Origin of the sequence: Streptomyces sp. NBC_00582, from assembly GCF_036345155.1 — a bacterium.
In the GTDB taxonomy this organism is placed as follows: Bacteria; Actinomycetota; Actinomycetes; order Streptomycetales; family Streptomycetaceae; genus Streptomyces.
This window is the reverse complement of sequence record NZ_CP107772.1, coordinates 2,358,361-2,371,379: the sequence shown is the minus strand read 5'-3', so window position 1 is coordinate 2,371,379 and position 13,019 is coordinate 2,358,361. Positions and strand designations below refer to the sequence as shown.

The 13,019-nt window shown below is 70.0% G+C and carries 9 protein-coding genes; 6 read left to right on the top strand and 3 right to left on the bottom strand.

From position 1 onward, the window contains the following. Positions 1-63: 63 nt before the first annotated feature. Complete coding sequence (locus tag OG852_RS10120) at positions 64-1,215, bottom strand: serine/threonine-protein kinase (protein WP_330347638.1); 1,152 nt, start codon at positions 1,213-1,215, stop codon at positions 64-66. 1,261 nt (positions 1,216-2,476) lie between these two features. Between OG852_RS10120 and OG852_RS10115 the strand changes: the two genes are divergently transcribed. The 5 genes from OG852_RS10115 to OG852_RS10095 all read left to right on the top strand — a co-directional run bounded on the left by OG852_RS10115 (position 2,477) and on the right by OG852_RS10095 (position 7,303). Then, a complete protein-coding gene (locus OG852_RS10115; protein WP_330347637.1) occupies positions 2,477-3,718 on the top strand; it encodes a tyrosine-type recombinase/integrase in 1,242 nt (413 codons plus the stop codon). A gap of 183 nt (positions 3,719-3,901) precedes the next feature. Continuing rightward, the gene (gene pcaDC, locus OG852_RS10110; protein ID WP_133913930.1) at positions 3,902-5,209 is read left to right on the top strand and encodes a bifunctional 3-oxoadipate enol-lactonase/4-carboxymuconolactone decarboxylase PcaDC; all 1,308 of its coding nucleotides are present in this window, start codon (positions 3,902-3,904) and stop codon (positions 5,207-5,209) included. Between the two features lie 52 nt (positions 5,210-5,261). Further along, on the top strand, positions 5,262-5,897 hold the full coding sequence (locus OG852_RS10105; protein ID WP_133913964.1) for an MBL fold metallo-hydrolase: 636 nt from the start codon (positions 5,262-5,264) through the stop codon (positions 5,895-5,897). 30 nt (positions 5,898-5,927) lie between these two features. After that, a complete protein-coding gene (locus OG852_RS10100; RefSeq protein ID WP_133913929.1) occupies positions 5,928-6,707 on the top strand; it encodes an exodeoxyribonuclease III in 780 nt (259 codons plus the stop codon). A gap of 176 nt (positions 6,708-6,883) precedes the next feature. After that, entirely contained in the window at positions 6,884-7,303 is a 420-nt protein-coding gene (locus OG852_RS10095) for a DUF6278 family protein (RefSeq protein ID WP_133913927.1), read from the top strand. A gap of 377 nt (positions 7,304-7,680) precedes the next feature. Here the strand turns inward: OG852_RS10095 and OG852_RS10090 are convergent, their stop codons facing one another. Beyond that, entirely contained in the window at positions 7,681-8,427 is a 747-nt protein-coding gene (locus OG852_RS10090) for a hypothetical protein (protein ID WP_133913926.1), read from the bottom strand. 143 nt (positions 8,428-8,570) lie between these two features. Here OG852_RS10090 and ggt point away from each other — a divergent pair, with 143 nt between their 5' ends. Next, on the top strand, positions 8,571-10,382 hold the full coding sequence (gene ggt, locus OG852_RS10085) for a gamma-glutamyltransferase (protein WP_330347636.1): 1,812 nt from the start codon (positions 8,571-8,573) through the stop codon (positions 10,380-10,382). On the opposite strand, the gene OG852_RS10080 is transcribed toward ggt, so the two are convergent. Further along, on the bottom strand, positions 10,377-12,914 hold the full coding sequence (locus tag OG852_RS10080; protein WP_133913924.1) for an ATP-dependent Clp protease ATP-binding subunit: 2,538 nt from the start codon (positions 12,912-12,914) through the stop codon (positions 10,377-10,379). The two genes, ggt and OG852_RS10080, sit on opposite strands and share 6 nt — an antisense overlap. Positions 12,915-13,019: the final 105 nt, after the last annotated feature.

Genomic DNA, 13,019 nt, shown 5'->3' with positions numbered 1-13,019 from the left:
CGGGCCCGGCGCCGTACACACCTGTCGCATCAGCTTCCCACCGGGCACCGACAGCGCCCGTGGTCAGAGTTCCGCCCCCGCTGCGTAGGCCGCCCGTAGCTCCCCGGCCACCCGCTCGGACGCGGGTGGCCGGCGGGGGCGAGACGGAGGCGCAGGCTCCTTGTGTGCACTCGCGGGCGGTTCGGTCGGCGAGCCCTGCTGGTCCTCGTCTTCACCTGCCTCGGCGGCTTCGCCTGCTCCCGGTGGGGCATCGAGAGGGCTGGCCGGCGTCTCGAAAAGCGCAGCCTGCTCGGCGATCACCTTCTCGACCGCCGGGGACAAGGGCTCGACGGACGGCCCTGATGCCTGCCCCGTCGTGGAGCGCGCGATCAGGGCGAGCCGCGCGTCCGCCGGCGCCATCCCCGAAGCCGCCATGATCCCGGCGCACGCATCCGCGACGTGATCGAGTGTCGGCCGGTCCTCCGGAGCGTAGGCGAGCATCGACTTCAGCAGCGGCACCAGCGCAGAGGGCACACCACTGAGATCCGGAGCGATCCCGACGTTGGAGATCTGAGCAACGATGGCCTCCCACCGCGACCCGTCATACGGGTAGTGCCGGGCAGCCGCGTACAGCAGAACCGTCCCAAGGGCGTACACGTCAGCGGCCGGCGTCACGTGCGGATGGCCACTCGCCTGCTCCGGTGGCATGCAGCGCACTGTGCCGATGATCATGCCGCTGTGCGAGAGGGACTCCTGGGCAGCATCAGCGAACGCGCTCAGCCCGAAGTCGATGATTATGGGCCCTTCGCTTCCCATGATGACGTTCTTCGGTGTCAGGTCCCGGTGCAGCAGCTCGGCGCGATGCACGGCATCCAGGCCCTCTGCCAGCAAGGCGCCAAGGCTGGCCACCAGAGGAAGCGGAAGGGTGCCGTCGCTGTCCACGCAGGCCAGCAACGTGCGTCCGGCCACGTACTCCATGGCCAGCCAGGGCCGGTCTGCGTACGGGTCGGCTTCAAGGAACCGCGCCACCCGGTTGGTGCCCACCACTGTCCGGGCGATCAGCGCTTCCTTCTCGAAGCGCGCCCGTGTCACCGGGTCCAGCTTGTCGCCGCGGATCACCTTCACTGCTACCGGGGACCCCGCAGGAGAGTACGCAAGGTAGACCTCACCCATGCCGCCCGAGCCGAGCTCCCGTGCCACCGTGTAGCGGCCGATCAGAGTGGGGCTCTTGGTCATGAGCTCAGTCCACGCCCTTCCTCGTACGCACTGCCCGATTCACGTCGCCCTCAGTTTGCCTGTTATCTGAACACTCCTGACAACCAGCCCCCGCTCCGGGAGGCAGCCCAGGGCATGACCATGATCTGCGGGCTGAGGCGCTGGGGCGGACCGAAGGCCGACATTGGCTTGAAAATGATGATTGAGTGACGCGGGTCACTGGTCATGCGATTTTCGACGCGCAGAACGGTGCCACCTCACCTGGCCATGGCCAGCCAGGCCCTCCCCGCCGTCGGCCCGTCCGTTTCCCCGCTGGCCCCACCCTGGACAAGAGCGCACCCGTCCCGTCCTGGTGGTCCGAGGCTGGCCGACCCTGGCTGCCCACTGGACAGCCGACCAGCCACTGGCCGTCCTGAGCCCGAGTCCGGGCACGGCGAGCGCGCCGACCGCTGGAGGCCCAGGTTGGCTGGGGAGACCGCCGCCCGTGCCGCGGCGAACGCGATCCTCTTCTGCCCCCGGTGGCCTGCGCACCTGCTGGCACAAGGGCGCGGGAGCGGACCGCTGGTCTGGTCTGTGTTCGCTGTCAATCGCCTCGATTGGATGGCAAGGGACATCGGATTCGCCCACGGCAGACGCGAAAGAGCCCCGAAGGACTGGAACCACTCCTGGCAGGCATGTCAACGTACAACCTCCCCGGAAAACACCAAGTCAGAGACGCTTCTAGCGATGCGGAAGCTGTCTCGCGCCATGGTCCCTACCAAGGAGGCCCACCTGCCGAAATCCGCACTTCGCTCTCTCCGTTTCCCCGCTCCGCTCCTCTTCGCGCTCGGCGCCATGAACGCGTAGACCGCTCAGACGGAGGCCGACTACGCCGCGCTACTCCACGGCCCTATGCCTCAGCGTCAGCGTCGCCAGACTTTTCGGTGAGGACTGGTGCACCCGGATATCGCCAAGACCTGATGGTGCTTGCATCGCGGCCCCCCAGGTACTGACCCGCGTGGCACCGCCCAAGCCGTCGGTGCCTCCGAGCGCGTCATAACCCGCAACCCCAGCCGACCCACCGAGGCCGGGCTCGTGGCCGTGCTCGAAGACGACGCGCACTCCGCGCTCAGGTCCTACCGACTGGCCTCGTAGCTATCGGATGCCGGGCGGAATATAGGCCACGATCCCCGGTTACCGAAACCGGGGATCGCGCGGACTATTGAGGCTGTTCGTTCTTGGCTGTGCTTGGCGGTGGAGCCATAGCGGATAGTGCCGCCTGTTTACCCAATCCTGAGCGGTTGTGACGGCGTTTCAAAGACATGCCCCCTGTTCGAGGAGAGTGATTCTTCTGCCGGATCCCATCAAAAAACTTCCGCCGAACTCGAAGGGGAAGGTTCGATACCAATTTGTTGTGGACGTAGGGATCGACCCCGAAACTGGTAAGCGTAAGCAGTTGAGGCGCACCTTCGACTCGTTGAAGGAAGCTAAGGCTGAGTACGCGAACATAACTAATCGACGGCATGAGGGGTCTCTTGTACCGCCCAACAAGATCACCGTGAATGAGTGGCTCGACCGATGGCTGGCCATGAAGGCGGAGGACCTGGAAGAAACCACCATCTACAACTACAGGATTACCCTGGACCGAGTTCGGGGGAGGCTCGGCAATATCCGTCTCCAGGATCTAACTGAAGAGCATGTGGAGGAGTGGAGGGACTGGGCGCTGACGCATGGCCGTGTGCGCGGAAAAGGGGCCGGGACGCCACTCAGTGTCACAACTGTGGATATGAGTCTTGCCCGGTTGAAGGAAGCGCTGGGCAGAGCTGTTACCCGGCGATTGGTGTACGTGAATGTCGCAGCGCACGTATCCATTCCTCGAAGGGCGCGCAAGGAAGAGCGGAAGACTAAGGAGGAGGTCCTGCCCTGGAATGTTCAAGAGGTTCAGAAGTTCATTCATGGGATCAGGGGCGATCGCCTATACGCTGCGCTTCTTCTTTCGCTGATGGGGCTTCGTCCGGCCGAGGTCTGCGGCCTCCGGTGGGAGGACGTTGACTTTGAGAACGCCACGATCGTTATTGCCAACACGCGCACGATGATGGGAAATCGGCACGTGGTGGAGAAGGACACCAAGTCCCTTGCGGGTGAGCGGGAGCTGCCGTTGCCGGGTCTCGTACTGGGTGCCCTCAAAGCGTTCCGGGCTCTCCAAGCTGAGGAGAGGCTCGCGCTGGGGGAGGCGTACACAGTTTCTGGCTACGTGCTGGTGCACGAGGCGGGCGATGCCTTCACGATCAAGCAACTCCGCCGGCGCGCGTACCGGCTCATGGAGCTTCTCGGGCTCCGTCGCGTCAGGCTCTACGATGCGCGCTCGTCGTGCCTCACCTTCCTGGCCAACAACGGTGTCCCGGATCACATCCTCGCGCGATGGGCCGGTCATACAAATATCCAGACGACCAAGCGGTGGTACGTCAAGCCGGACGTAGAGGATCTTCGCGGAGCCGCCACGACTTGGGATGACATGCACGGGTTTGGTGGAGAGGGGTCGTGACGAAGGGGGGAAGACTTGATCGTAGTGACTGATGGAGGGATAGGCGCCGGGAGGACCCACTGGCGCCGCGGAGAATATGTACCTTGACTTTCGCCGGCAGGCCCGGCAGCGCCGGAGCGGGACAAGGCCCGCTAACCCACCCCGGCGATGTGACATCTCGTGACAGATGAGAGGCTCAGGCGGGTGAGTGAGACACCGTCGAACACCCTGCAATACCGCTTTGACGGGCCAGAAGAGGCTCCCGTCCTGATCTTGGGTCCCTCCCTGGGTACCACATGGCACATGTGGGACCGGCAGGTCCCGGAACTGGCCCAGCAGTGGCGGATCTTCCGGTACGACCTGCCCGGTCACGGCGGCGCCCCGGCCTACCCGGCGGGCTCCGTGTCCGACCTCGCCGAGCGGCTCCTCGCCACCCTCGACGGGCTCGGGGTGCAGCGCTTCGGCTACGCGGGCTGCGCCTTCGGCGGCGCGGTCGGCGTGGAACTGGCGCTGCGACACCCCGAGCGGGTCGCCTCGCTCGCGCTGATCGCCGCCTCGCCGCGGTTCGGCACCGCGGACGAGTTCCGCCAGCGCGGGGTGATCGTCCGCACGAACGGGCTCGACCCCATCGCCCGCACCTCGCCCGACCGCTGGTTCACCGCCGGGTTCGCGGCGGCGCAGCCCGCGATCACCGAGTGGGCCGTGCAGATGGTCCGCACCACCGACCCCGGCTGTTACATCGCGGCCTGCGAGGCGCTCGCCGCGTTCGACGTCCGCGCCGAGCTCGGCCTGATCGGCGTCCCCACGCTCGTGCTCGTCGGCTCCGACGACCAGGTGACCGGCCCCGCCGAGGCGCGCACCCTGGTCGCCGGGATCCCCGACGCCCGCCTCGCCGTCGTCCCCGGCGCCTCCCATCTGGTCCCGGTGGAGCAGCCCGCGGCCGTCACCGACCTCCTCGTGCGGCACTTCTCGACCGCCTGGCAGCCCGCCTACGAGTCCACGACCGGGCAGACGGCCGTCCCGGGCATCCCCGTCCGGGCGGTGACGAGCCCGACCCCGCCGCCGCAGCCGGTGGCCATCGCCGAGATCGCCCCCGCCCCCGTCGAGGAGCCGCTGCAGGTCATGGGCCGTCCGGATCCGTACGACGCGGGGCTGAAGGTGCGCCGCGAGGTCCTCGGGGACGCGCACGTGGACCGGGCGCTGTCGCAGGCCGACGACTTCTCCGGCGACTTCCAGGAGTTCATCACCCGCTACGCCTGGGGCGAGATCTGGGACCGCCCCGGACTCGACCGGCGTTCCCGCTCCTGCGTCACGCTCACCGCCCTGGTCGCCGGCGGCCACCTCGACGAGCTCGCCTTCCACACCCGGGCCGCCCTGCGCAACGGCCTCACCCCCGACGAGATCAAGGAGGTGCTGCTGATGGCGGCGGTGTACTGCGGCGTACCCGCGGCCAACAGCGCCTTCCGGGTGGCCCAGCGGATCATCCGTGAGGAGACCACACCGGTCGACTGAACCGCGCCGCCCGCACCGGGGCAGGATGGTCCTCATGACTAGCATGACGACCATGAAGCTGACGAAGAAGTCGCACGCCTGCGTCCGGCTGGAGAAGGACGGGCGGACGCTCGTCCTCGACCCGGGCGGCTTCAGCGAGGCGGACGCGGCCGTCGGCGCCGAGGCGATCCTGGTCACGCACGAGCACCCCGACCACTTCGACGAGGAGCGGCTGCGGGCGGCCCTGGACGCGAACCCGGCCGCCGAGGTCTGGACGCTGCGCTCGGTCGCGGAGAAGATCTCGGCCGCCTTCCCCGGCCGCGTCCACACCGTCGGCCACGGGGACACCTTCACCGCGGCCGGCTTCGACGTCCAGGTCCACGGCGAGCTGCACGCCGTCATCCACCCGGACATCCCGCGCATCACCAACGTCGGCTACCTGATCGACGGCGGCCGCGTCTTCCACCCGGGCGACGCCCTCACCGTCCCCGGCCGGGCCGTCGAGACGCTGATGCTCCCCGTCATGGCCCCCTGGAGCAAGATCTCCGAGGTCATCGACTACGTCCGCGAGGTGAAGCCGCAGCGCGCCTACGACATCCACGACGCGCTCCTCACCGACCTCGCCCGCCCCATCTACGACCGCCAGATCGGCGCCCTCGGCGGCGCGCGGCATCTGCGGCTGGCGCCCGGGGAGAGCACGGCCCTGTGAGTGTCGGCGGCGCCCGGTAGGTTGTGAGGCATGCGCATCGCGACCTGGAACGTCAACTCGATCACCGCCCGCCTGCCGAGGCTGCTGGCCTGGCTGGAGAGCAGCGGCACGGACGTGCTGTGCCTCCAGGAGGCCAAGCTGGCCGAGGAGCAGTTCCCGTTCGAGCCGCTGCGCGAGCTGGGCTACGAGGCGGCGGTCCACGCCACCGGCCGGTGGAACGGCGTGGCGGTGATCTCCCGCGTCGGCATCGAGGACGTCGTCAAGGGCCTGCCGGGCGACCCCGGCTACGACGGCTCGGTGGAGCCCCGGGCGATCTCGGCGACCTGCGGCCCGGTCCGCGCCTGGTCGGTGTACGTGCCGAACGGCCGTGAGGTGGACCACCCGCACTACGCGTACAAGCTCCAGTGGTTCGAGGCGCTGAAGGCGGCCGTCGCGGGCGACGCGGCGGGCAGCCGGCCGTTCGCGATCCTCGGCGACTACAACGTGGCGCCGACCGACGACGACGTGTACGACGTGGCCGCCTTCGAGGGCCTCACCCATGTCACCCCCGCCGAGCGCGCCGCGCTCGCCTCCCTGCGCGAGGCCGGTCTGTCCGACGTGGTCCCGCGGCCCCTGAAGTACGACCACCCGTTCACGTACTGGGACTACCGCCAGCTCTGCTTCCCGAAGAACCGCGGCATGCGCATCGACCTGGTCTACGGCAACGAACCGTTCGCGAAGGCCGTCAAGGACTCCTACGTCGACCGCGAGGAGCGCAAGGGCAAGGGAGCCTCCGACCACGCACCGGTCGTGGTGGACCTCGACGTCTAGGGGGTGTTTCTAAAGTCCTGTGCGGTGCCCGCGGTGTCCGCTGCGTGCTCTCGGCGTGCCGGACGAGCTCACAGCAGCCGCGGATCCACGACCGCGGCGAGCGCCGCGCTTTCGACCGTACGTACGTACCAGCGCGCCTGTGGTGCGTACGTCGGTGCGAATGACACGCTGGACGTATGAACATCCCTTTCCTGGGCAACAGGCGCAAGAAGCACGGTGAAGCGGTCCTGGCCGCCGACCCCGAGGGGGTCGGCGAGCTCCTCTCCGAGTGCGAGTTGCTGCGCTCCCTGGCGGCCCGGGCGGGGATCGGACTCGACGACACGGCCGCCTCGTTGGAGGCGCTCGACCAACTGGTGCCGCGCTGGCGCGACGACGAGGAGATCCTGCCCTGGCTCGGCAACGACGCCGGGCTCTATCTGGGCACGGTCATCGTGCGCACCGTACCGGGCGCCGGCTGGGACTTCCGGGCGGACGGGCAGCCCGTCGTACGGCTGGCCTCGGGACGGGAGTTCGACGTCGTGGCCTCCGGGCACGAGTGGGCCACCAGCGGGGTCCCCGAACTGTCGCAGCTCTACGGCGAGGTGGCCGAGGCCTGAACCCCCTGGTCGCCGACATAAGCACGACGTAAATACGGCTTATGTCCCCTGGGTGCGTGTCGTGTCCCGGGGCGGGGTCGCGCTGGATAGTTTCCGTCCAAGATTCTCAAGCACTGAAGGGGGCGACTAGGATGGGCCGTTCATCCCCCAGAACCGGGGTCGCGACCGCCGCGGCGGCAGAACCGGGGACGCTGCTGCCAGGTGGTGGGGGACTCTCCGCGGCAATCCGGCCGTAGGGGGCGGAAGTCACAGAGCCCTGCCCGGCCGGCGCCGGTCGCAGATCACTGCTCGCGCAGCGGGACCGAGACGTACGACGGGTCGGTCGCCGGCGAGGAGAAGGTCAGCCGCGCGCCGGACGGGCTGTGCTCGTCCCTGCGTCACGTGGGAGCGACGACGGGTTCGGCGGGCAGCGGTGCCTGCGCCGCCCGGGTCACGTCCTCCACCAGTTCGACCACATCGGGGCCGTACGCCTGGGAGTTCACGACCTTCAGGAGCAGCACGAAGGAGTTGTTCCCGTGCTTGCGGGCCAGCCGCTCGTGGTGGCGGACGAGATAGCGGGTGGCGGCCTGGTTGTTGATGGCGCGCTGTCCGCAGAACAGGAACACCGGCCGTGCCCCCCGCCGTTCGCCGACCGTCAGCCGGGCCAGCAGCACGTACTCGGTGATGCCCGCGTCCATCCGGTACTGCTCGGTGCCGATCCGGAACGCGAGCCGGTCCGGGCCCGGCTCCCGGTCGGTGTTGACCCGCACCCCCGGCAGCATCGCCCGGAGGTGCGCGGCCATCCGCCGGTTCGACCCCGGGCCGCCGACGCAGAACTCCGTCCGCTCCCCGAACCCCTGGCGGGCCGCGTCCTGCGTGACCACCTCGGCGCCCGCCCCGCAGTCCTTGATGAGCGCGGCGAGCTCCAGCAGCGCGAACACGTCGTGGCGGTGCACCGCGAGATCCGGGCCGCCCGCGTCGCGGTTGACGACGAGCAGGCACTCGGAGTGCTCCGGCAGCCCGAAGAACGCCTGCTTGCGCCGCAGCTTCCGGCGCCACAGATAGGTCCGGGCCACCCAGCCGAGCGCGGCGCTCAGGCCGGTCGCGATGACCCCCAGGACGATGTTGCGCACGTCGTCGTTCATGGGCGCGCATGGTAGCGGTCGGACATGCCTTTGACGTACCCGTGTTCGAGGTGTGGCAGTCGTATGACAGTGCCCGGAAGGTGCCTGTCGAGACCCACCGAATCTGGCTACGCTGCGCGGACGGTACCTGACTGGAGGTATGGATGCGTCGCCCTGTCGCGCGGAAGCTGTCGGTCCTGGCGGTCTCGGCCGCCGTGGTCACGGTGGGGGCGGCAGCGCCACCCTCCGCACAGAGAACGGCCGCGGAGAAGGTCCCGGTCGCCGTCGGCTACGGCGGTGCCGTCGCCAGCGTCGACGTGGACGCCTCCGCCGCGGGCATCGAGGTGCTCAGGAAGGGCGGCAACGCCGTCGACGCGGCCGTCGCCACCGCCGCCGCCCTCGGCGTCACCGAGCCCTACTCCTCCGGCATCGGCGGAGGCGGCTACTTCGTCTACTACGACGCCAAGTCCCGTACGGTGCACACCATCGACGGCCGCGAGACGGCACCGCTCACCGCCGACGCCGGCCTGTTCCTGGAGAACGGCGCCCCGCTCGCCTTCGCCGACGCCGTCAGCAGCGGTCTGAGCGTCGGCACCCCCGGCACCCCCGCCACCTGGGCGACCGCGCTCGACAAGTGGGGCAGCCGGAAGCTCGGTTCGGTCCTCAGGCCCGCCGAGCGCATCGCCCGCGAGGGCTTCACCGTCGACGCCACCTTCCGCTCCCAGACCGCCGCCAACGAGACCCGCTTCCGTTACTTCCCGGACACCGCGCAGCTGTTCCTGCCCGGTGGCCAACTCCCCGTCGTCGGCTCCACGTTCAAGAACCCCGACCTCGCGCGGACCTACGAGGAACTGGGCCGCAACGGCGTCTCGGCGATCTACAAGGGCGAACTCGGCGAGGACATCGTCGACACCGTCAACAACCCGCCCGTCGCCCCGGCCTCGGGCTGGAACGCGCGCCCCGGCAAGCTGTCCGCCGACGACCTCGCGGCGTACCGGGCCAAGCTCCAGGCGCCCACGAGAACGACGTACCGCGGTCTCGGCGTCTACTCCATCGCCCCCTCCTCCTCCGGCGGCACCACCGTCGGCGAGGCCCTCAACATCCTGGAGAACACGGACCTGTCGAAGGCGAGCGAGGTCCAGTACCTGCACCACTTCATCGAGGCGAGCCGGATCGCGTTCGCCGACCGGGGGCGCTGGGTGGGCGACCCCGCCTTCGAGGACGTACCGACGCAGCAGCTGCTGTCGCAGCGGTACGCCGACTCGCGTGCCTGCCTGATCAAGGACGACGCGGTCCTCACCAGCCCCGTCGCGCCCGGCGACCCCCGTCACCCGGCGGCCTGCGCCACCGGGGGCACGGCGGCACCGACCACCTACGAGGGGGAGAACACCACCCATCTGACGGTGGCCGACAAATGGGGGAACGTCGTCTCCTACACGCTCACCATCGAACAGACCGGCGGCAGCGCCATCACCGTCCCCGGCCGTGGCTTCCTCCTCAACAACGAGCTGACGGACTTCTCCTTCGCGCCCGCCAACCCGGCCGTGCACGACCCGAACCTGCCCGGCCCCGGCAAGCGACCGCGCTCCTCCATCTCGCCGACGATCGTCCTCGACCAGCACGACAAGCCGGTCATGGCACTCGGTTCACCCGGCGGCGCCACCATCATCACCACCGTGCTGCAGACCCTCACCGAGTTCCTCGACCGGCGCCTGCCGCTCGTCGACGCGATCGCCGCACCGCGCGTCAGCCAGCGCAACGCCGCCCAGACCGAGATGGAACCCGCGCTCTACAACGACACCGGCCCGGACAGCGTGCGCTCCCGGCTGGAGGCGATCGGGCACTCGTTCAAGCTGAACGCCGAGATCGGCGCGGCGACCGGCGTACAGCGGCTGCCCGGCGGCAAGTGGCTCGCCGCCGCCGAGACCGTACGGCGCGGCGGCGGCTCGGCCCAGGTCGTGCGCCCGGCGTCATAGCTCCGGGGTGGGGACGGGCGGCTCGGTGCGGAACGCGAGCCGCCCGTCCTCGACCTCCACCCGCACCCGGTCGCCGTCCTTGACCCGTCCGTCGAGCAGCAGCCGCGAGAGCTGGTTGTCCACCTCGCGCTGGATCGTGCGGCGCAACGGGCGTGCCCCGTACTCGGGTTGGTAGCCGCGCTCCGCCAGCCAGTCCACCGCCCCGGCCGAGAACTCCACACCGATGCCCTGCGCCTGCAGCAGTTCCCGCGTCTTCTCCAGCAACAGGTCGGTGATCCGCCGCAGTTGGTCGTCGGTGAGCTGGTGGAAGACGACGATCTCGTCGATGCGGTTGAGGAACTCCGGGCGGAAGTGCTCCCGCAGCGGCCGCAGGATCTGCTCGCGCCGCGCCTCCTCGTCGGCCTGCGCCCCGCCCGACCCGAAGCCGATGCCCGCCCCGCGCCGGCCGATCGCCTCCGACCCCAGGTTGCTCGTCATCACGATCACCGTGTTGGTGAAGTCGACCGTGCGGCCCTGGGAGTCGGTCAGCCGCCCGTCGTCGAGGACCTGCAGCAGGATGTTGAAGACGTCCGGGTGCGCCTTCTCCACCTCGTCGAGCAGCAGCAGCGAGTACGGGTGCCTGCGCACCACCTCGGTGAGCTGCCCGGCCTCCTCGTGGCCGACGTACCCGGGCGGGGCGCCCACCAGCCTGCTGACCGTGTGCCGCTCCTGGTACTCGCTCATGTCGAGCCGGACCATCCGCTCCTCGCTGCCGAACAGGGCCTCCGCGAGCGCCCGCGCGAGCTCCGTCTTGCCGACACCGGTCGGGCCGAGGAAGAGGAAGCTGCCGATCGGCCGGTCCGGGCTCGACAGGCCCGCCCGTGAGCGCAGCACCGCGTCCGAGACGACCCGTACGGCCTCCTCCTGGCCCACGACCCGCTCGTGCAGATGCTCCTCCAGGCCCAGCAGCCGGTCCTTCTCCTCCTGGGTGAGGCTCGCGACGGGGATCCCGGTCTGCCGGGACACCACCTCGGCGACGGCCTCCGCGGTGACCTCCAGATGCTGGCCCTCGTCGACCTCCTCCTCACCGGAGGTGTCCGCGATGCGCTGCTTCAACTCGGTGATCCGGTCGCGCAGTTGGGTGGCCAGCTCGTACTGCTCGTCGGCGACCGCCTGGTCCTTGTCGCGGGCGAGCTGCTCGGCCTCGCGCTCCATGGCCCGGACGTCCGTGCCCTTCGTCCGGGCACCGAGGCGCACCCGCGCCCCCGCCTGGTCGATCAGGTCGATCGCCTTGTCGGGCAGCCGACGGTCGGTGAGATAGCGGTCCGACAGCCGTACGGCCGCCACCAGCGCCTCGTCGGTGTAACGGACCTGGTGGTGCGCCTCGTAGCGGTCGCGCAGCCCGCGCAAAATCTCGATGGTGTCCGGGACGGTCGGCTCGGGCACCAGGATCGGCTGGAAGCGGCGGGCGAGCGCCGCGTCCTTCTCGATGCGCCGGTACTCCTCCAGCGTCGTCGCGCCCACGATGTGCAGTTCGCCGCGCGCCAGCGCCGGCTTGAGGATGTTCCCCGCGTCCAGCGAGCCGCCCTCGCCGCCCCCGCCCGCGCCGACCACCGTGTGCAGTTCGTCGATGAACACGATCAGCTGGTCGGAGTGGGCGCGGATCTCGCCGACGATGGTGTTGAGGCGTTCCTCGAAGTCGCCCCGGTAGCGGGTGCCCGCGACCACCCCGGTCAGGTCCAGGGCGACCACCCGGCGGCCGTCCAGCACGTCCGGCACGTCCCCGTCCGCGATGCGCTGCGCCAGCCCCTCCACGACGGCCGTCTTGCCGACGCCGGCGTCACCGATCAGCACCGGGTTGTTCTTGCCGCGCCGGGACAGCACCTCGATCGTCTGCTCGATCTCGTCGTCCCGCCCGATCACCGGGTCGATACGGCCCTGGCGCGCGAGCTCCGTGAGATCACGGCCGTACTTGTCCAGGGTGGGTGTGCCGGTCGGCCGCTGTCGCTCCGGGTGCGCCTGCGCGGCCTCGGCGGTCTCCGGCGGAAGGCCGGCGGGTGCGAAGCGGGCCGCGTTGAGGATGTGCCCGGCCGCGGAGTCCGGGTTCGCGGCGAGGGCGCTGAGCACATGCTCCGGGCCGATGTACCCGGCCCCCCGCGAACGGGCCAGGTCGTGCGCGTCCAGCAGGGCCCGCTTGGCGGCCGGGGTCAGGGACAGCGAGGTCGGCGGGGGCGTCTCGCCCGGCGGGTGCTGCACCGGCCCCGACCGCTTGTCGATCTCCGTCGCCAGCGAGTCGGGGTCCGCGCCGGCCCGGCTGAGCAGACTCCGGGTCGGCTCCGCCGCGAGGGCCGCGCGCAGCAGGTGCTCGGTGTCCAGGTCCCGGCTGCCGTGCTCGGCGGCGTACTGAGCGGCGCCGCGGACCAGCTCCCTCGCGGGCTGGCTGAGGAGCTGGCCGATGTTGATCTGGCGGGGGCCGGGGCGGGGGCCGCCGAAGAAGCGGGCCAGGAATTCACCGAAGGGGTCGCCCTCCGGGCCGATGTAGCCGCTGGTCATGGCGTTCCGTTCGATCGACGTGCGTGGCCGGGCGGACGGGTGCCCTGGCCGTGCCGGGCTACACCACGATTGCACGATCGGAGGGGGGCGGCATGTCCTGGGGAG